The sequence below is a fragment of the Enterococcus sp. OL5 genome (assembly GCF_006491895.1).
Taxonomy (GTDB): domain Bacteria; phylum Bacillota; class Bacilli; order Lactobacillales; family Enterococcaceae; genus Enterococcus_D; species Enterococcus_D innesii.
The window spans coordinates 191,000-210,924 of sequence record NZ_VHIL01000001.1 but is presented as its reverse complement, the minus strand read 5'-3'; the positions used below and the strand labels follow the sequence as shown (position 1 = coordinate 210,924).

The following is a 19,925-nucleotide window of genomic DNA, read 5'->3' as shown; positions in this document are numbered from 1 at the left end:
AATGATTCATTGAGAGTACAAGTGAAAGGAGAGTTTTCAAATGACTATTAATATAGGAATCGTAATCGTGATCGCTGTTGTTGCAGCATTACTAGGCGCTGTCGGCGGCTTCTTTTTGGCGCGAAAATATATGCAAGATTATCTAAAGAAAAATCCTCCCGTTAATGAGGATATGCTTCGCTCGATGATGATGTCAATGGGTCAAAAACCTTCTGAGAAAAAAATTCGTCAGATGATGCAGCAAATGAAAAACCAAAAGTAGGTTTTTTTCTAAGAAGCGGGCTGATTTTATCAGCTCGCTTTTTATTGCGGCAAAATGTAGAAACTAATAAAAAAATGGCCGCATGCTGCTTTTGCTATTTACGTTCTGCGAATAGCGGGGTAGCAATCGAATCTGAATCTAATAAATATTCGGAAAAATCGCAAAATTTAGGCAACAGGTCACAAAGAAATGGAGAGTGTTATGTCAATATTTAGGAAGTTAGGTTGGTTTTTTAAACAAGAAAAGAAACATTATTTGTTAGGCGTAGGCTCTTTAGTCCTAGTCGCCTTGGTACAGTTGGCACCCCCAAAAGTTATTGGGATCATCATCGATGAGATTGCGGAAAAAGAGATCTCGATGCAGACGATCTTTTTTTGGGTCATGATCTTGATTGCTTCAGCTATCGCTCAATACGTGTTCCGTTTCGTCTGGCGGACGCATATCTGGGGCAGTGCTGCTCGGCTAGAAAAAACGTTACGCAGACAGCTATTTGCACATTTTACAAGGATGGATCAGTTGTTTTATCAAAAGCATCGGACAGGTGATTTGATGGCCCATGCCACCAATGACTTGAATGCCATCCAAAATGTGGCAGGGGCGGGGATCTTAACCTTTGCCGATTCCTTCATCTCGGGAGGGGCAACCATCATTGCGATGGTTCTCTTTATCGACTGGCGGTTAACGATCATTGCTCTATTGCCGCTGCCTTTCTTAGCAGTCATGGCACGGGTTCTTGGTAGCAAATTGCATGATGCGTTTCGTGACTCGCAAGAAGCCTTTTCTTCCATCAACGACAAAGCCCAAGAAAGTATTACTGGGATGAAAGTCATCAAAACTTTTGGACAGGAAAAAGAGGACATCGCTGATTTTCAAACCAAAATCGACCATGCCATCATCAAAAACCGCAAAGTCAATTTTCTGGATGCCTTGTTTGATCCGTTTATTACGATCATCATCGGAATCTCCTATGTGCTGACGATCATCGTTGGCGGCAATTATGTTATGGACGGTACCATCTCGATCGGTCAATTGGTATCCTTCATCAGTTATATCGGTATGTTAGTTTGGCCGATGTTTGCCATCGGACGTCTGTTTAATGTGCTGGAACGAGGCAATGCTAGTTATGATCGGGTTGCCGAATTGTTGGCGGCAAAGACCCATATTATTGAAGCCAAAGATGCGGTCAATGCCCCAGCCCAAGGAACGGTGAACGTTCAAATCAATGAGTTTCACTATCAAGGAGATGATTTTGCCCTGCAAGACATCCACTTTACTTTGCCTGCCGGGCAAACACTAGGTGTCGTCGGGAAAACCGGTGCTGGAAAAACCTCTTTGATGAAGCTCTTGTTGCGAGAGTATGATTCATTTGATGGAGCGATCACCTTCGGGGGCATCGATAGCAAGCAATACTCCTTGAATGCTCTTTTGGGTTCGATTGGCTATGTTCCGCAAGATCATTTCTTATTTTCCATGACGATTCGAGACAATATCCGCTTTGCGCAACCACGAGCTTCTCAAGCAGAAGTGGAAGCGGCTGCTGGATTAGCAGTGATCCATGAGGATATTAGTCAGTTTCCTGATGGATACGAAACGATGGTGGGGGAACGTGGTGTTTCTCTTTCCGGCGGACAAAAACAGCGTTTATCCATTGCCCGTGCCTTGATCACTGATCCAGAATTATTGATTTTAGATGACGCCCTTTCAGCAGTAGATGCCAAAACGGAAGAAGCTATTTTACAACAGTTACGGACCTTCCGTCAGAATAAAACAACAATCATTGCTGCTCACCGCCTAAGCAGTGTCAAGCACGCAGAAGAAATTCTGGTGATCGACAATGGGAAAATCAGTGAACGCGGGACCCATGAACAATTATTGGCTGCAAATGGCTGGTATAAAAAAATGTGGGACAAACAGCAATTAGAAGCTAAAATCGAAGGGAGTGAAGCCTAATGCAAGAATCAGAATGGAGCAAATCGATTCCCTTTAAAGAGCAAAAAAACATCATCAAACGAATGTTTCTTTTTGCCAAGCCATTTCGAAAAACCTTCTATGCAGCGATCTTTTTTGCTTTTGTGCTATCGATCGTCAATATCTTGTTGCCTTTGATCATTCAAACCTTTATGGATAATTATTTGACCAATCAAACGGCGACCCAGCAAGTCATTTATTTCTTTGCTGCGCTGTATTTCTTTGGGGTTTTGGTAAAAGCTGTGATTTGGTTTTTCCAATGGTTCCTTTATTCGATGGGTTCTTTAAAAACCTATCAATATATTCGAGCAAAATTATTTGAAAAATTGCATAGTCTTGGGATGCGTTATTTCGATCAGACACCAGCAGGGTCAATCGTTTCACGGGTCAGCAACGACACAGAAACATTGTATGAATTTTGGTATGTCTTCTTGATGGTATTGACAGGAATTTTTGCGGTGGTTTCTTCTTTTGCCGCCATGTTCCGCATCAACGTCAAAATCGCCTTACTAAACTTGATTTTTTTGCCAATCCTAATGGTAGTCATCTGGTATTATCAAAAATTCAGCTCTCGTATCTATCGTCAAATGCGGGAAAAACTGAGTCAGCTGAATACGAAATTGAATGAATCGATTTCTGGTATGCAGATCATTCAACAATTCCGCCAAGAGGCGCGGCTGAATGAAGAATTCGAAGCGACCAACGATGATTATTTGAAAACTAGATACGCCATGATCCGCACGAATGCGCTGCTATTATCACCAATCATTAGTTTGTTGTATGCCTTAGCGATCGCCTTGTCATTGACGGTCTTTGGGTTTGATGCTTTAGAATCGCCCATTGAAGTCGGGTTGATTTTCGCCTTTACGACCTATATTCAAGGATTTTTTAATCCCATGACACAGATGATGGATTTTCTCAGCGTCTTTACTGATGGGATGGTAGCCGGCAGCCGTATTTTGAAGATTATGGATAATGAAGAATATACGCCGCAGCAAAACCCCAATGCCAGTCAAACCATCACCAAAGGAAAAATCGAATTTCGTGATGTCAGTTTTTCCTATGATGGAAAAAACAACGTATTGAATCATATTTCTTTCATCGCCTATCCAGGTGAGACCGTGGCTTTAGTCGGTCACACAGGAAGTGGCAAGAGCTCGATCATCAATGTGCTGATGCGTTTTTACGAATTCGGGGAAGGGCAAATTTTGATCGATGATCAAGATATCCGCGACTTTACGATGGAAGAGCTTCGGAAAAAAGTTGGACTCGTATTGCAAGATGCCTTCATGTTTTATGGGGACATCGCTGATAATATCCGCTTATTAAATCAGGACATTGATGAGGAACAGATTGAAAAAGCAGCAAAATTTGTTCAAGCAGATGCTTTCATTCAAAAACTACCTGGTAAATACCACGCCAAAGTGATTGAACGAGGTGCCAGTTATTCAAGCGGTCAGCGACAATTGATCTCCTTTGCTCGCACGATGGTGACCGATCCGAAAGTTCTGGTCTTGGATGAGGCAACTGCCAATATTGATACTGAAACAGAAGGACTGATCCAAGAAGGATTGGCCAATATGCGTCAAGGGCGAACCACGATCGCGATCGCCCATCGGTTGTCTACCATCCGCGATGCCGAGTTAATTTTGGTGCTTGATAAAGGCTCGATCGTCGAACGAGGCACCCACGATGAACTTTTGGCTCAAAAAGGGTTGTATGCCGATATGTATCGTTTGCAGGCAAGTGAAGTTTAAACGACCAATAGACCTTAAAATACCACCTAGGTATTTTAAGGTCTATTTTGTATAAATTGAACAAATGAAGGGAAAAATTTCTATTTGTGATTGACAGCGTTTTCACCCTTTGCTATTATGTAGACATTAAAGCAACTAGCTCCTAGACATACAAACGGATCAAACGGTCGCGATTCCTTTCGGTTTAGACTAGGAATTACGCGTGGTCAAGCGAGTGGCAAAGGAGCTTCATGTGAAATGTTGCGCAAATAGGAGGATCAAATCATAGAGGATAAATAGGAGGGAAGCTGATCTAAGCAAAAGGCAAGCATCCTGAGCCTATCTTTTACGAAAAGCCCAACCGACGAGAGAGGATTGTGGAGGGTGATTGGAATAATGGTAGCCCCATTGAGAAAGGGGGCGAATAGGAATGTATTGAGAGCTCAAAGATAGTGGAGTGGATAAACACGAGAAATCATTCGTTGTTTTATTTTTTTAAAATCTTTGTTAACCGGTTAACTAAAACGGTTAACAAAAAAGAGGAGGAAAGAAAACGTGGGGAATGGTCACAAGTCTAGCCGTTTTTTTCATGACAAAGGTCGCATTCAGCGAGAATAGGGGAAGTAGCAAACGTAGAAACTTGCAGCACGATGTATGAACAAAAAAATAGTTCAAATGGAAAGATGAGGGAAAATTTATGGTAGAAATTATAATTGGTATTTTAATGATCGTTTCTTTCTTAGGAATGGTTTGGTACTGCGTCAAAGGGTTCAACCTGATGGTGGGTTTCTTCGTTATGGCAACACTTTGGACCGTTTTAGCTTTTATTGGCAATGCGTTGAGTCCGGATTTAACAGCTTTGAACTTTGTCGATACGATCACGAACATTTATCAAACAGGACCCGCCGGTTTTGCTAGTTCGATTCTGGTCAATATTTTCTTCGGTTCCTTCTTTGGTCGGATTTTGATGGATACAGGGATCGCTGCAACGCTTATTCGAAAGGTTGTTGAGCTTGGTGGAGATAAACCACGGATCACCATGACCCTTTTATGTACTGTTACTGCCTTATGTTTCACTTCCATGACAGGCATTGGTCCTGTAATCTCTATCGCAGTGATCGTTATGCCGATTTTGCAAGCGTTGGGTATTCCAACAGCGATCGCTTTATTCGCTTTTATGGGTTCCATCATGGCGGGAATTTTTGCCAATGTAACAAATTTTGTGCAATACCAAGGTATTTTAGCAGCATTACAACCTGAAGGAAGTCAATCTATGATGGAATATGGGTTTTCCGACTATTTCACATTCGGCATGATCGCACTAGTCGTTTCCTTAATTGTGACATTGGTTTTTGCCAATATTGCTTTAAGTCGTGCGAAATCATCAAAAGTCAAAGCGTGGGCTTCCACACCTGGTGCAACTTCAGGCGATGCTCCTTGGTATTCTTGGGTTGCTGTGATTGCACCAGTCTTACTCGTAGTGTTTGCTGAGTTTCCTATTATTCCTGCATTTATTCTAGCAGCTTTGTACGCCTTACTGACTTGCGGAAAATTAAAAGGTGGTTTTGTGAATATTTGCCGCATGTTAGCTAAACAATTTGCAGATGGCGCTGTCGATGTTGCGCCCCTGGTAGGTTTCTTATTAGTGCTGGCTATGTTTAATTCAGCTGCAAGTCTAGCGGTTCCTTTCTTTGAACCAATCGTTGGCGGTCTAGTTCCTCATAGTACCGTGGCTCTTGCGATCTTATTTGCCATCTTAGCACCCCTCGGTTTCTTCCGTGGTCCTTTGAACTTAGTCGGATCAGGAGGAGCAGTAGCGGCAGTGATCTTAGCTGCCACAAATTGGGATCTGGCATTCATTTTTCCACTTTTCGCTGTGGTCACGATCGCTCCTCAGCATTTGGATATTACTCAGTCATGGGTAGCATGGGGGCTAGGACATCATAAAGTGGGTTCGAAAGATTTCATGAAGTTTTCGATACCAGCTGGGTGGCTTTCTAGTGCGATCCTGTGTATCATTGCGCTCATTTTGTTCGGATTGAATAACTAGTCGACGAAAGAACATAGCTAATCAATAAATCATGCAACTATGGATGTAGGAGGAAAGTGGAAATGAGTGAATTAAGAAAAGTTAGAATGGGGATCGATGTAGGTGGTACCCATACAAAAGCTGTCGCTATCGATAATCTGACTCACGAGATCATAGGAAAATCCAGCGTGAAGACCACCCATGATCATGAACGGGGGGTAGCTGCTGGCGTTGTCGAGAGTTTTCAAAATTGTATGAAAGAAAATGATATTGACCCAAAAAGTGTGATTTTTGTTGCTCATTCAACCACCCAAGCCACGAACGCTTTGATTGAAGGGGATGTGGCTGACATTGGTGTTTTCGGTATGGCTCGTGGTGGTTTCGAAGGGTTTCTGGCAAAGCGTCAATTAAAAATTGCCGATATCGTCCTAGGGAATCAGCGATCCATTAAGATCATCAATGCCTTCTCAAAACTCAAAGGAATGAATAAAGCGAGTGTGGAAGAGATGATCGATGATCTAGTGAGGCAAGGATCAGAAGTGATCGTCGCTAGTATGGCTTTTGGAGTTGATAATAATGATGCTGAAAATCTAGTGATGGAAGTTTGTACAGAAAAAGGAATTCCATGTACCGTTGCTTCGGATATCACGAAACTTTACGGATTGACCAGAAGAACACGAACTGCTACTATCAATGCAAGCATTTTACCTAAAATGTTATCTGTCGCAAATTCAACGGAAGTCTCTGTGAAGGAGTCAGGAGTAGATGTACCCTTGATGATCATGCGCGGCGATGGTGGGGTTATGGAGATTGCTGAGATGAAAAAGCGACCAGTTTTGACTATGCTTTCGGGTCCAGCAGCATCAGTAATGGGCTCACTGATGTATTTACGAGCATCAAATGGCGTGTATTTTGAAGTAGGCGGTACAACCACCAATATCGGTGTCATTAAAAACGGACGGCCAGCGATCGACTATTCTGTCGTTGGTGGACATGAAACATACATTTCCAGTTTGGACGTTCGGATCACGGGCTGTGCAGGGGGTTCCATGATTCGTGCAACTGCTAATGGAGTGGTAGATGTAGGGCCTCGTTCTGCACATATTGCCGGTCTTGACTACGCTGTCTACTCTGATCCAACCAATTGGACAGGAGGAGAGGTTGAATTCTTTAGTCCGAAAGAAGGCGATCCCGCAGATTATGTTGCAATCAAATTTGATAATGGTGAACGGGTAACCATCACCAACTCATGTGCAGCTAACGTGTTGGGCTTGATCAAACCGGAACATTTTTCTTATGGGAATATCGAAGCAGCTCGAAAAGCGATGGGCGTATTAGCGGATTATTGTGGCACGACGATCGAAGATATCGCGACTCAAATCATGGAGCGTTCTTACGCAAAATTAGAGCCAGTCATTTTGGCTTTAGCAGAAAAATACAAATTGGAAAAAAGCCAAATTTCATTAGTAGGAGTTGGTGGCGGCGCTTCGTCATTAATTATCTACTTGTCAGAAAAAATGGGCGTAAAATATTCGATTCCGGAGAATGCTGAGGTGATTTCCTCAATTGGTGTCGCCCTAGCGATGGTGCGAGATGTCGTTGAACGGATTATTCCTTCCCCTTCGAAAGAAGACTTGCGATCAATCAAAACAGAGGCTATCAACAAAGCCATTGAGAGTGGGGCTACGCCAGAAAGTGTGGAAGTCTTTATCGAAATCGATCCTCAAACGTCTAAAGTCACAGCCATTGCGACTGGTTCCACCGAAGTCAAGACGACGGATCTTTTAGCAGAGGCAACCGTTGAGGAAGCCCAAGAATTAGCAGCAGGCGATTTGGGGCTACCTCCCAACGAAATTGATCTTTTAGAGAAAAGCTCGCATTTTTATGTGTTTGGAACCCGTGTTTCTACAGGAGACAATCCGGCAATTCGAATCCTTGATAAAAAAGGCTTTATTAAAGTACAACGAGCTTCAGGGAAAGTTATCAAAACCACCGCGGAGAATTATGTGCAAGCAGTTGAGCAACTGTGGGATGATTTGGCAATCTATCAGACAGAAGTGATTTTGCGTCCAGATTTCTATATTTGTGCCGGACCTCGGGTGATGGATTTTTCAGTTAACGATTTGGAGGCATTGATGTTGTTGATCGATATCGAAATGTCGACTTTAGATCCAAATGAAGAAGTGATGGTTCTGGCGGCGAATTCCCTATGATCAAGCAGAGGTTTTTCTTGAAACAGCAACATACGGTTGATCTGGCATTGTTAGAAACGTGGTATGAACAGCTCATGCCCATCAACGAATTCAGTTGGGGAGTATTTGAGTTTACCCGCGAGATGCTGCGTAATAAAGTGAGTGAAGAGGAAAAAAACGAAATCATTGAAGAAGCCATCTTATGTGGTAGAACATGGGCGCAAAAAATGCTCGACCAGTTTGATTTGAAAAAACAGGGAAAGGCAGATCGTGCCTGGTACTTGGCGGATAATCTTGGTTTATCGATTACGGAAAGATCTGGAAAACCGACGAAGTTTCGTATGGTCTTTGCGCAGTTTATCATGGAGCACTCCATTGAATTGATCACTGAACCCATTGAAGCCTACACCGATCTGACTCAATCTTCGCAAATATTGCCTAAACCAGAAGTTATCCGAGGAGTCTTGATCGCCCATGAAATTTTTCACTATTTAGAAGAGCAACATGGGGCAACGATGTACCATGTCACCAAAACGATTCCACTGTGGCGCTTTTTTTCCTACGAGCATCGGTCAACGGTTGGTTGTGCTTCGGAAATTGCGGCGATGGCCTTTGCAAAAGAACTGTGTGAGACAGACTTTGTGCCTCAAATGTTAGATATTTTGCTTTCTTATCCGTTGGAAGTCGACTTTTCAAAAAGTATATATGAAGTCGTGCAGCAAGAAATGCGCCACATTGAAGCAATGGGCTAGTTCTGTGAAAAGCGCTCACTTAGCGGCTTCTTTACGACCCGTCAGGACAGTCCGTGTCGAACGAAATCAGTCCTTGTTCATTTTTCAAGGGTTCCATGATATAATTGACCAACAGCAAAAAGCAAGGCGTGGATTGAATGGCAAATGAGAAAATCACCATTAAGATGGTGTCAGAAAAAGCAAATGTTTCAAAAACCACCGTTTCTAGATATTTGAATGGCAAATATGAATTTATGTCAGCAGAGACAAAAAAGCGCATCGAAGAAGTGATCGAAGAGCTTGAATACCGTCCAAATGCGCTAGCACAGGGGTTGAAAAACAATAAAACGGGATTGATCGGCATCGTTGTCAGCAATATCATGATCCCGGAAGTAGCAGCTTTAGTTCGAGGTGTCAATGATTATTGTATACGAAAATCTTTTCAGGTGATTCTTGTTGAAACCGATCACAAAAATATTTCTCAGCAGGATCAAATTCAAGCGTTGATCGACCGTCAAGTGGAAGGGCTGATTCTGTCGTCGAATCAGGACGAAGCATTCGTGAAAAGCTTGACTGAGCAAAAGGTCAAGATCGTGCTGGCTGATTGCACGATCGAAGAATTGATGATTGATACAGTCATCGTTGATAATGAAAAAGCGACGGCCGAGATGATTCAACGTATTTATTCAGAAGGCTTTGATCGAGTCGCTTACTTTACACCACCGCTCATAACGCCTAGTCGGAAGAAAAAGCTTGCTCTTTTTCTGGAAAGTTCTAAAATCGCAGTTAGAAATCCTGAACAACTAGCATTTGAGATCGAAGAAACACAAGCGGCATTTGACGCGTGTAAGGAATCACTAAACGAATTGTTGAAAAAAAATCAAGGCTATCGTTTAGCAATATTAGCTGAAAACAGTGAGTTGATGTTTGCGTTGATCCATGTGATCTATAGCTTGGGCTTACGGATTCCAGAAGATGTTGCGATCGGGGGCTATGATGATTTAGGCTGGAACAAACTTTATCATCATGAAATGTCTGTGATTGAAAAACCGTCGTATGAGATTGGTTCACAAGCTGCTGAACTTTTAGTCAAGCGGATCTCAAAAGGGAAAATGCAGTATAAGCCAAAGGTGATCGAAGTACAGCCAAAAATCAAAATGAGTGGTTCGACACAAGTGAGTGACAATAGTTTTGATAAAATCGTTATCCGTATGAACCAAGAAAATCAGCCCTACATCAAAAAAAATTATCGTAAACAAGATGATTAGTTTTTTTTGTAAAAACAAGAAGCAAATGATACCATAGCCGACTCCCCATTATTAGACTGACCAGTCAAATCTTTGGGGAGCGGTTTTTTTTCTTTCGCTGAGGGTTTTGTCTTTATCTAAGATAAGAACGAATAAAAATTGATCGCTGGTGTTTTTAAGAAACGATCAATAGATTTGTATTAGGTGTCGGTAAAAATAACGAACAACGATTGACAGCGCTTTCTACCTTTGCTATGATAAAGATAATAAAACTGGTTCTAATGGATAGTGATTGTTGATTTTTAACAAGCTAAACCTGATGAAGCTGCGGTATTTGCGCTGCTTTCATGAGGTTTTTTCTGTGTTGACTGTTGGCTCAGCAATAAAGATAAGCAATGAACCATATCCGCAATGATAAAGTAAGTGGGGGTAGGACATGAAAATCAGTAAAGTGTTAAACAATAATGTTGTGATCACTACCGATCAAAGTCAAAACGAGATTATTGTTATGGGGCGGGGGATTGCCTTTAAGAAAAAAGTGGGGGATGACATTTCTTCAGAAGCGATCGATAAAGTGTATCGCTTAGAAAATCAGACGATCTTATCTCAATTTCAAGAGCTGCTTGCTGACTTACCACTGGAATATCTTGAATTATCCAATGAGATCATTGAGTATGCTCGGCGAGAATTGTCTTCCCCAATCAATGATTCCATTTACATCTCATTGACGGATCACATGCACTGTGCCATTGAACGATCAAAAAAAGGAATGACGGTCAAAAATGTCTTATTGTGGGATATCAAGCGTTTTTTCCCCGATGAGTACCAAATAGGCTGCAAAACAGTAGAAAAAATCAAAGAACAGTACGGGATTCAGCTACCAGATGACGAAGCTGGCTTTATTGCTCTGCATCTGGTCAATGCACAAACCGAGAATGGTGACCAAGGAAATGTGGCGGAACTAACCCAAACGATGCAAGACATCATTAACATTGTTAAATATTTTTTTAAAACAACCTTTGATGAAGAATCCGTTTATTTTTATCGCTTCACCACGCATCTGAAGCTTTTTGTCTCAAGAATGCAAAACCATACCCCTCATGCGGATGAAACCGATGAAGATCTTTTGGCTATGGTCAAAGTGAAATACCGAAATGCGTATCAATGCGTACAAAAAATCGCTGAACTATTAGAAAATCAGTATCAGTATCAAATGTCCAGTGACGAAAGCTTGTATTTAACGATTCATATTGCCAGACTTGTGCAAAAAAATCGTTGATTGAAAAAAAACAAGAAAGGAGAAGGATTTCTTGATTCATCAGAAGATGTCGAAAAAGAAGAATTTCTTCGCAATGATTCTTACTAAACGTCAGCTTCAAGACATCGGATCATGCAGCAAGAAATCAAAAAAAGAAAACATTTTGGATAGTGACATTCAGTTGGCTAAACCTTCAATACAAAAAAATTGGAGGAATCAAAAATGGGAAAATACCGTGAATTAGCAGAAAAAATCGTCGCAAATGTCGGTGGGAAAGAGAACATCAATAGCTTGACACATTGTATCACACGCCTACGTTTCAAATTAAAGGATGAAGGCATCGCAAATGATGAAGTCTTAAAGAACATGGATGGTGTCGTGACGGTCATGAAGAGTGGCGGTCAATACCAGGTGGTTATCGGAAACCATGTGCCAGATGTCTATGCAGAAGTGATCGATGTTGCAGGAATCAGTGGTGATGCTGAAGAAACAGCTTCAGGTGGCAACTTGTTTGATCGTTTGATCGATATTTTGAGCGGCTGCTTCCAACCCTTCTTAGGGGCTTTGTGTGCGGCAGGGATGATCAAAGGTCTAAATGCACTGTTACTTTTTATTGGTACAACAGGCTTGATCGATTATACAACAACGACTGGTACCTATGTGATGTTCAATGCGATCGGCGATTCGATCTTCATGTTTATGCCGGTGATTTTAGGGTATACGTCAGCGAAAAAGTTTCGCTTAAATCCAATGGTAGGAATCGTGATCGGGTCAGCGCTTTGTTACCCAACAATTCAAGGATCAGCCTTGCAAGCAGCGTTTGTTGCCGGAGCTGGCGAGGGAGCTGCTGCACCGTATAGCTTGTTAGGCTTGCCTGCGTACGAAACGTTTTTAGGAATTCCGTGGGTTGGCGCAACGTATACTAGCAGTGTGGTGCCGGTCATCTTTATCATTGCCTTTGCTGCGCAAGTTCAAAAATTTGCGAAAAAAATCATTCCGTCTGTTGTCCAAACGTTCTTAGTGCCTTTCTTGGTTTTATTGATTGCATTGCCAATTGGTTTTTTGGTGATTGGACCTGTGATCAGTATGTTGACGGATCTTTTGAGCTCAGGATTTGAAGCGTTGATGGACTTCTCTCCAGCGATTTATGGTTTGTTATTAGGCTTCTTCTGGCAAGTCTTGGTTATTTTCGGCTTGCATTGGTCAGTTGTTCCGCTACACATTATGCAAGTGACACAACTAGGATACAGTCAGATTTTAGTAGCATCATTTGGCGCCAGCTTTGCTCAAACAGCAGTTGTGATGGCGATGTACTTTAAACTGAAAGATAAGAAACTAAAAGCTCTATGTCCGCCAGCCATTATTTCAGGACTTTTTGGTGTAACAGAACCAGCAATTTATGGGATCACGTTACCGAAAAAAATGCCGTTCTTCTTTTCAATGATTGGTGGTGCGGTCGCAGGTGCCTTCTTGATGATTAATGGTACAACGAGCTACACCTCTGGTGGGTTAGGGGTCTTTGGCATTTTCAACTATATCACTCCAGAAGGCGACGCTAGTGGCATGTGGTTCTCTGTCTTCGGAATCTTGATCGCTGCAGCGATTGGCTTTGGTTTGACGATGGCTTTCTGGAAAGATGATGCAGTGGAAGAAGAGATCGCAGAAGGACAACCAGCTATGACCGTTCGGAAAGAAGTAATCACTTCTCCAGTGGAAGGAACCATCGCACCATTAAGCAGCGCAAAAGATGAAGCCTTTGCTCAAGGAGTGCTAGGGAAAGGCATCTTGATCCACCCTTCAAAAGGTGAAGTTGTGGCTCCTTTTGATGGCACAGTAATGACCTTGTTCCCAACGAAACATGCCATTGGCTTGATTTCTGATAACGGTTTAGAGCTATTGATTCATATTGGTTTGGATACGGTTCAGTTAAATGGCGAATTCTTTGAAGCGCATGTGAAGCAAGGAGATAAAGTCACTCGTGGGCAAAAACTGATCAGCTTTGATAAAGATGCGTTGATCAAAGCTGGATTCAATATTGAGACGCCAGTATTAGTTACCAACTCCGCCGATTATTTGGATATCATCGAGTCTGACAAACGAGAAGTTGGCTGTTCCGATGATTTGATCACGGCTTTAGTTTAGAAAATGTTTACCTACAAAACAGCTATATAGAGATAAAAGCGATCGGTCGTGAAAGCGCGATCGCTTTTTGATATTCATTTAATTGGGAAACAGTGAGTCTTTATAATGAAGATTTTTATCGTAGGTTGGTTCAGCAATAATCGTTGATGATGTAGGGCGCTTGTCGTAAGCCATGCCAATATCGATCAAATGCTGCAAGTTTTTTTCATAATGCTCCGAAAAAACGACTGCATACAACAAATCCAGCAAGTAGCAAACCGATGTATTGATCGTAAAGTTGGCGATCTTTGAGTAGAGCCTTTCTCTTGTCGTGATATTCAAAACACAATTACTTAATTTTGCCAAGGAGTTCTCCCCGATACTCGTCATGCCAATGATGGAAACCTGCCGTTCGGCAAGGATCTTACCAATTTCTTTGACCATTTTATTTTCGCCAGTATAAGAGATCAAAATCGCAGTCGTATCGGAGGTACAGTTGGAAGCCTCATAGGCACTTTCGCCGAAGGTATCGCAGACGTGGATGTTTTTTCCTAAACGTCGCATCTTCAAAACAAAGTCTTGAGAAATCAATGTATTGGCATTACTGGCGAAGATCTTGATATGGTTGGCATTGAGCAACGATTGTTTCGCTTTTTGTAATTCATCATGATGGATCAAGGAAAGTGTATCTTCAATCGTTGTTTGTTCAAGCTTTGCCAACTTTTTGGCGATGGTCATAATGCCGTCATGGGAGGAAAAAGGAAAGTTCGCATCCACATCGGTAAAATGGCTGCTCATATAAGTTTGCTCTTCCACAAAGGCCGTTTTTAAATCGAGCCAACCATTGAAGGCTAATTTTTTGGCGATCCGAATAAAAGTAGAAGGATGAACGTAGGTTTTTTCTGACAATTCCTTGATGGTTTGATCCGCCATCGCAGTCGGGTTGGCTAATAAATAATCGATCAACGATCGTTCCGCTGGTGCTAATTTGATTTGGCGCATTTTTTCTTGTAGCAACATGGTATGTAGACTCCTTTTTACATTTTTTCGTTATAATTTGTAAATGATTTTTACAGAATTTCTTCTTTATTAAGTACCTGGTTAATCGTTTATATCCTAATTATTCCTTATTTTATGCTCTTTGTAAATCTTTTTTACAAAACACCTGCTAGAAGAAGCGAGATTTGCAAACGCTTTTTCTAAATAAGCTATTTACATTGAATCAAATGTTTTTATGAATGATAATAAAAATGTAAATAAAATAGCAAAGGAGCAATACAATGACAAAAGGAATTAAAATTGCAACCATTGGTGGCGGCAGCAGCTATACCCCGGAGTTAATGGAAGGCTTTATCAAACGCTATGAAGAATTGCCGATTCGTGAAATTTGGCTAGTAGATATCGAAGCAGGAAAAGAGAAATTAGAAATCGTAGGTGCGATGGCACAACGAATGTGGGACGCCACGCCTTATGATGTAAAAATCCACATGACGTTGGATCGAGAAGAAGCGTTAAAGGATGCCGATTTCGTTACGACTCAATTCCGAGTAGGGTTGCTGAATGCCCGCATCAAAGATGAACGAATTCCTGCCTATTACGGCATGATTGGTCAAGAAACCAATGGCCCTGGGGGAATGTTCAAAGCTTTCCGTACGGTACCGATCATTCTTGAAATTGTTGAAGACATGAAACGTTTATGTCCAGATGCTTGGTTGATCAATTTTGCGAATCCAAGCGGCATGGTAACTGAAGCAATCGTGCGTTACGGAAAATGGGACAAAGTCATCGGGTTGTGTAATGTGCCAGTCATGGCAACCATGATTGAGCCAGCCTTAATTGGCAAAGAACCCGATGAATTGATTTACAAATTTGCAGGATTGAACCACTTCCACTGGCACAAAGTTGCTGATTCACACGGCAACGATGTAACGATGGACATTATTGATAAAATGTATGAAGAAGACAATGGCTTACCGAAGAATATCTTTGATGTACCATTTTACAAAGAACAGCTGGAACAAATGAAGATGATCCCTTGTGGGTATCACCGTTATTACTATCGTCAAGAAGAAATGTTGAATCATGCGATCGAAGAGTACAAGACTGTCGGTACACGCGCACAGCAAGTGAAACAAACCGAAGCCGAATTGTTTGAGTTGTACAAAGATCCTGAATTGGATCATAAACCAGAACAGCTGCAAAAACGTGGTGGTGCTTACTACTCAGATGCAGCGTGTGAAACGATTGCTTCCATTTATGCCAATAAAAATACCCAAATCGTCGTTTCAACCAAAAATGAAGGCGCCGTTCCTGATCTACCTGCCGATTGCGTAGTTGAAGTGACCGCTTACGTTGGTGGACAAGGCGCGAGAAATGTTGCCTTTGGTGAGTTACCGACAGCTGAAAAAGGTTGGTTACAGGTAATGAAAGCAATGGAATTATTGACGATCGAAGCCGCTGTGACTGGGGATTACAATATCGCATTACAAGCCTTCACCATCAACCCACTGGTTCCATCAGGGGATACGGCAAAACGTGTCATGGACGAACTGTTTATTGCCCACAAAGATCACTTGCCGAAATTTAAGGAAACAATCGCACGTCTTGAAAAAGAAGGCGTCGAAGTACAAGATGAAGTAGCCCGCGAACTTGATCGCGAACTAGTTAAATAAAGAGAAAGTAGGAAAGAAACATGGCATTTAGAGAAGACTTTTTATGGGGCGGCGCAACAGCTGCCAATCAATGTGAAGGAGGCTACCAAGAAGGCGGACGCGGCTTAGCAAACGTAGACGTGGTACCGATCGGCAAGGATCGTTTTCCAGTGATTACTGGTCAAATGAAAATGTTTGATTTTGATGACGAACATTTCTACCCAGCAAAAGAAGCGATCGATATGTATCATCGCTACAAAGAAGACATCGCATTATTTGGCGAAATGGGCTTTAAAACCTACCGCTTGTCGATCGCTTGGAGTCGGATTTTCCCTAAAGGAGATGAAACAGAACCAAATGAAGACGGCTTGAAATTCTATGAAGATCTTTTCAAAGAATGCCACAAATATGGGATCGAACCGTTAGTAACGATCACTCACTTTGATTGTCCAATGCATTTAGTTGAAAAATACGGGGCATGGCGTTCCCGTGAATTAGTCGGATTCTATGAAAACTTGTGTAACGTGATTTTCAACCGCTACAAAGGATTAGTAAAATACTGGTTGACCTTTAACGAAATCAACATGATTCTCCATGCGCCATTTATGGGAGCTGGTTTGTACTTTGAAGAAGGCGATAACGTTGAGCAAGTGAAATACCAAGCGGCTCACCATGAGCTGTTGGCCTCTGCGATCGCAACGAAAATCGCTCATGAAGTCGATCCTGAGAACAAAGTAGGTTGTATGTTAGCTGCTGGCGCATACTATCCATATACAAGCAAACCAGAAGATGTCTGGGAGTCACGCAAAGCAGATCGCGAAAACTATTTCTTTATTGATGTTCAATCACGTGGGGAATATCCACAATATGCGCTGAAAGAAATGGAACGCAATGGGATCGAAATCAAAATGGAAGAAGGCGACCTTGAGCTGTTGAAAGCTCATACCGTTGACTTTATTTCTTTCTCTTACTATTCTTCCCGCGTATCAACAACGGACGCTGAATTGTTAGAACAAACTGCTGGCAATATTTTTGCCTCTGTGAAAAACCCATACTTGGAAGCAAGTGAGTGGGGGTGGCAAATTGATCCACTTGGTTTGCGGATCACGATGAATGACATTTATGATCGCTACCAAAAACCATTGTTCATCGTTGAAAACGGCTTAGGAGCTGTCGATACACCGGATGCAGATGGTTATGTGGAAGATGACTATCGAATCCAATATTTGGCAGAGCATATTCAAGCAATGAAAGATGCGGTTGAACAAGATGGTGTCGATTTATTGGGCTACACCACATGGGGTTGTATCGATTTAGTTTCAGCTGGAACCGGTGAAATGAAAAAACGCTATGGTTTCATTTATGTGGATCGTGACAATGAAGGAAACGGCACCTTGAAACGAACAAAGAAAAAATCATTTGATTGGTACAAACAAGTGATTGCTTCAAACGGTGAAGATTTGTCGAATAACTAATCAAAAGAAGCTGCCGTTGATCTCTTAGAGAAATCTAAGGAGATCAACGGCAGTTTTTTTAAGTCTTTTTAAAAACTTTTGTAACGAATGGCTTCTTTAAGAAGAAATGGAGGCTCAAATATTTTTGATAACCAACAATGAGAGTGTTGTAAAATGTTTGCGTTGCAGCAATTACAAAACGGCGACCTTAAGGATGACATATTTTGCCCTTAAGGTCGCCTTTATCAATTTTTTAAAGAACTTTTTCAATTTCAGGAATCATTTTTTGAGGATTGGTTTGTGGAGCAAAACGCTCAACGACTCTGCCTTGGCGATCCACCAAAAATTTCGTGAAATTCCATTTAATGGCTTTGCCTAGCGTGCCCGGTGCTTCTTCTTCCAAATAGCGAAACAAGGGATCCGCGTCTTTGCCATTGATCACCGTTAACTTGTGCATCGGAAAATCAACACCATAGGTGGTTCGGCAAGCGGCTGCGGCTTCTTCGGCTGAACCGACTTCTTGTTTGAACTGGTCAGAAGGAAATCCTAAAACGACCAACCCTTGGTCTTTATAGGTTTCATAAAGACCTTGTAATTCTTTGAACTGCGGACTCAAACCGCACTTCGTAGCTGTATTGACAATCACTAGCGGTTGACCTTCGTATTTTGCTAGCGAATAGGTTTCGCCGTTTTCTAATGTTGCTTGGTAGTCATAGATTGACATAGCAAACGCTCCTTTTAATGTAAATCATAGTCGATAGCTTCTGAGACAAGTATAGAGCAAAGTCTTCAAAAAAACCAAGCAAACTTCTTGGCGTATCTTATTTTTTATGGAAAACAAAAAAGTCCAGCAGTCACCGAGACCGCTGGACTTTAATTATGCTTCCGGTAAGACTTCTGGTTCGGCTTCTTGGGGATGAACGACAGCTTTGGTTTTCCAGACACCAGAATGCCAGCGATAGATCATTAAGATACTGCGGAGTGCTTCGTCAATGGCATAAGCGATCCAAACGCCGATCAAACCGAATTTAAAGACGATGGCCAATGAGTAAGAAAACGGTAAGCTGATGACCCATAGAACAACCAGACTGCAGATCAATGGGAACTTCACGTCGCCACTTGCATTCAAGGAACCCACAAGGATCATATTGACTGCACGAGCTGTTTCTAAGACGATCTCTACCAAAAAGACACCTTTAGCAATCTCGATCACTTCCGCGTTGGAGGTAAAGATTCCCATGATTGGCTCAATAAACAAGTAAGTCAATAGACAGATCGTCACTGAGGCAATGATCCCGATCACCATCGTGCGCATGCCTCGCTGATGCGCGCGATCGAATTCTCCAGCACCGACATTGCGGCCAATCATGATTTGATTCCCTTGACTCAATGCGGAGGCAATCAAATAAACAAATTGGGTGATAGCTGTTACGTAAGATTTTGCAATCAAGACACTTGCACCAAGTTGAGCCACAATCATCGTCACCACGACTTGCGCACCTTGATAGGAAAGAGATTCGCCAGAAGAAGGCAATCCGTAAGTCAAAATGTTTTTCATCACACCCCAAGAGACGTTCGAAAAACGGGCAGACAAAACAGAAAAATTCACGTGCTTCTTCAGTAGTACTGCGGCAATTACTAAACCGATCGAATTACCAAAGACGCTAGAAAATGCCAATCCAGTCACACCGAAATTCGGCAATCCGAAGGGGCTGTATAAGACAAAATAATTCCCAATCACGGCTAGAATACTAGCAAACATCGGTACCAATAACGCAGGTTTTGTGAAACTGTGGCTACGCATGACAGCAATTATGACCGCCGTGATCGAGGAAAGGAACAGACTTCCGCCATATACTTGTAAGTACCCATGCCCGAGGGCAACTAATTCAGCATCCAGTCCCATGAAACGCAAGAGATAGGTTGAGCCAAAAAGGAACATTAAGCTGATTAAAATTCCAATGAATAATGAGCCAAAAAGAGCGGTATTGATGACTTTCGGGATCTGGTCCCGTTTTTTTGCACCAATTAATTGGGCGATAATGATCTGAGTACCCACGGTTATGAAACCGTAAATAAAGACCGTTAAATTTAACAGTTGATTGGCGGCACTGACAGCCGCTACTGCTGGCTCGGAGTAATGAGAAATCATCCAAACGTTGATATTCCCAATAACGACCCGCAAAAATAACTCAACAAAAATCGGCCAGCTGAGGAAAAGCAGTTCGCGATCTGATTTTCCTAAAAGTTTTTTCTTATTCAATTGTAAGGACTCC

Annotated in this window: 14 protein-coding genes; 11 read left to right on the top strand and 3 right to left on the bottom strand. The window is 42.0% G+C overall.

What is annotated here, in order from left to right:
- The first annotated feature begins 40 nt into the window (after positions 1-40).
- The 9 genes from FJU10_RS00960 to FJU10_RS00920 all read left to right on the top strand — a co-directional run bounded on the left by FJU10_RS00960 (position 41) and on the right by FJU10_RS00920 (position 13,565).
- The gene (locus tag FJU10_RS00960; RefSeq protein WP_005225816.1) at positions 41-262 is read left to right on the top strand and encodes a YneF family protein; all 222 of its coding nucleotides are present in this window, start codon (positions 41-43) and stop codon (positions 260-262) included.
- Between the two features lie 201 nt (positions 263-463).
- Complete coding sequence (locus FJU10_RS00955) at positions 464-2,212, top strand: ABC transporter ATP-binding protein (RefSeq protein WP_140964911.1); 1,749 nt, start codon at positions 464-466, stop codon at positions 2,210-2,212.
- On the top strand, positions 2,212-3,987 hold the full coding sequence (locus FJU10_RS00950) for an ABC transporter ATP-binding protein (protein WP_140964910.1): 1,776 nt from the start codon (positions 2,212-2,214) through the stop codon (positions 3,985-3,987). Before FJU10_RS00955 ends, FJU10_RS00950 begins: the two co-directional genes overlap by 1 nt.
- 676 nt (positions 3,988-4,663) lie before the next feature.
- On the top strand, positions 4,664-6,016 hold the full coding sequence (locus FJU10_RS00945) for an SLC13 family permease (protein WP_086292195.1): 1,353 nt from the start codon (positions 4,664-4,666) through the stop codon (positions 6,014-6,016).
- Positions 6,017-6,078: 62 nt separating this feature from the next.
- On the top strand, positions 6,079-8,208 hold the full coding sequence (locus FJU10_RS00940; RefSeq protein ID WP_140964909.1) for a hydantoinase/oxoprolinase family protein: 2,130 nt from the start codon (positions 6,079-6,081) through the stop codon (positions 8,206-8,208).
- Between the two features lie 17 nt (positions 8,209-8,225).
- Positions 8,226-8,939 carry a hypothetical protein gene (locus tag FJU10_RS00935; RefSeq protein WP_223272938.1) on the top strand — a complete coding sequence of 238 codons (714 nt, stop codon included), beginning with the start codon at positions 8,226-8,228 and terminating at the stop codon, positions 8,937-8,939.
- A 137-nt stretch (positions 8,940-9,076) separates the two neighbouring features.
- On the top strand, positions 9,077-10,186 hold the full coding sequence (locus tag FJU10_RS00930; RefSeq protein WP_086292198.1) for a LacI family DNA-binding transcriptional regulator: 1,110 nt from the start codon (positions 9,077-9,079) through the stop codon (positions 10,184-10,186).
- 415 nt (positions 10,187-10,601) lie between these two features.
- The gene (gene licT, locus FJU10_RS00925) at positions 10,602-11,444 is read left to right on the top strand and encodes a BglG family transcription antiterminator LicT (protein ID WP_140964905.1); all 843 of its coding nucleotides are present in this window, start codon (positions 10,602-10,604) and stop codon (positions 11,442-11,444) included.
- A 201-nt stretch (positions 11,445-11,645) separates the two neighbouring features.
- Positions 11,646-13,565, top strand: coding sequence for a beta-glucoside-specific PTS transporter subunit IIABC (locus tag FJU10_RS00920; RefSeq protein WP_081118097.1), 1,920 nt, complete (start codon positions 11,646-11,648; stop codon positions 13,563-13,565).
- 78 nt (positions 13,566-13,643) lie between these two features.
- Here the strand turns inward: FJU10_RS00920 and FJU10_RS00915 are convergent, their stop codons facing one another.
- Positions 13,644-14,564 (bottom strand): MurR/RpiR family transcriptional regulator, encoded by a 921-nt coding sequence (locus FJU10_RS00915; protein ID WP_140964904.1) that lies wholly within the window; start codon positions 14,562-14,564, stop codon positions 13,644-13,646.
- A 260-nt stretch (positions 14,565-14,824) separates the two neighbouring features.
- Here FJU10_RS00915 and FJU10_RS00905 point away from each other — a divergent pair, with 260 nt between their 5' ends.
- Positions 14,825-16,216: a 6-phospho-beta-glucosidase gene (locus FJU10_RS00905; protein ID WP_081118099.1), complete on the top strand. Its 1,392-nt coding sequence runs from the start codon at positions 14,825-14,827 to the stop codon at positions 16,214-16,216.
- 20 nt (positions 16,217-16,236) lie between these two features.
- Complete coding sequence (locus FJU10_RS00900; RefSeq protein WP_140964902.1) at positions 16,237-17,670, top strand: 6-phospho-beta-glucosidase; 1,434 nt, start codon at positions 16,237-16,239, stop codon at positions 17,668-17,670.
- Positions 17,671-17,902: 232 nt separating this feature from the next.
- Here the strand turns inward: FJU10_RS00900 and FJU10_RS00895 are convergent, their stop codons facing one another.
- Both FJU10_RS00895 and FJU10_RS00890 read right to left on the bottom strand, forming a co-directional pair.
- Positions 17,903-18,373: a glutathione peroxidase gene (locus FJU10_RS00895; protein ID WP_077454296.1), complete on the bottom strand. Its 471-nt coding sequence runs from the start codon at positions 18,371-18,373 to the stop codon at positions 17,903-17,905.
- Between the two features lie 153 nt (positions 18,374-18,526).
- The gene (locus FJU10_RS00890) at positions 18,527-19,912 is read right to left on the bottom strand and encodes an MATE family efflux transporter (protein ID WP_140964900.1); all 1,386 of its coding nucleotides are present in this window, start codon (positions 19,910-19,912) and stop codon (positions 18,527-18,529) included.
- Positions 19,913-19,925: the final 13 nt, after the last annotated feature.

Coding starts and splice junctions, on each gene's coding strand:
- FJU10_RS00960 (WP_005225816.1), top strand. CDS start 41: ATGACTATTAATATAGGAATCGTAATCGTGATCGCTGTTGTTGCAGCA.
- FJU10_RS00955 (WP_140964911.1), top strand. CDS start 464: ATGTCAATATTTAGGAAGTTAGGTTGGTTTTTTAAACAAGAAAAGAAA.
- FJU10_RS00950 (WP_140964910.1), top strand. CDS start 2,212: ATGCAAGAATCAGAATGGAGCAAATCGATTCCCTTTAAAGAGCAAAAA.
- FJU10_RS00945 (WP_086292195.1), top strand. CDS start 4,664: ATGGTAGAAATTATAATTGGTATTTTAATGATCGTTTCTTTCTTAGGA.
- FJU10_RS00940 (WP_140964909.1), top strand. CDS start 6,079: ATGAGTGAATTAAGAAAAGTTAGAATGGGGATCGATGTAGGTGGTACC.
- FJU10_RS00930 (WP_086292198.1), top strand. CDS start 9,077: ATGGCAAATGAGAAAATCACCATTAAGATGGTGTCAGAAAAAGCAAAT.
- licT (WP_140964905.1), top strand. CDS start 10,602: ATGAAAATCAGTAAAGTGTTAAACAATAATGTTGTGATCACTACCGAT.
- FJU10_RS00920 (WP_081118097.1), top strand. CDS start 11,646: ATGGGAAAATACCGTGAATTAGCAGAAAAAATCGTCGCAAATGTCGGT.
- FJU10_RS00915 (WP_140964904.1), bottom strand. CDS start 14,564: ATGTTGCTACAAGAAAAAATGCGCCAAATCAAATTAGCACCAGCGGAA.
- FJU10_RS00905 (WP_081118099.1), top strand. CDS start 14,825: ATGACAAAAGGAATTAAAATTGCAACCATTGGTGGCGGCAGCAGCTAT.
- FJU10_RS00900 (WP_140964902.1), top strand. CDS start 16,237: ATGGCATTTAGAGAAGACTTTTTATGGGGCGGCGCAACAGCTGCCAAT.
- FJU10_RS00895 (WP_077454296.1), bottom strand. CDS start 18,373: ATGTCAATCTATGACTACCAAGCAACATTAGAAAACGGCGAAACCTAT.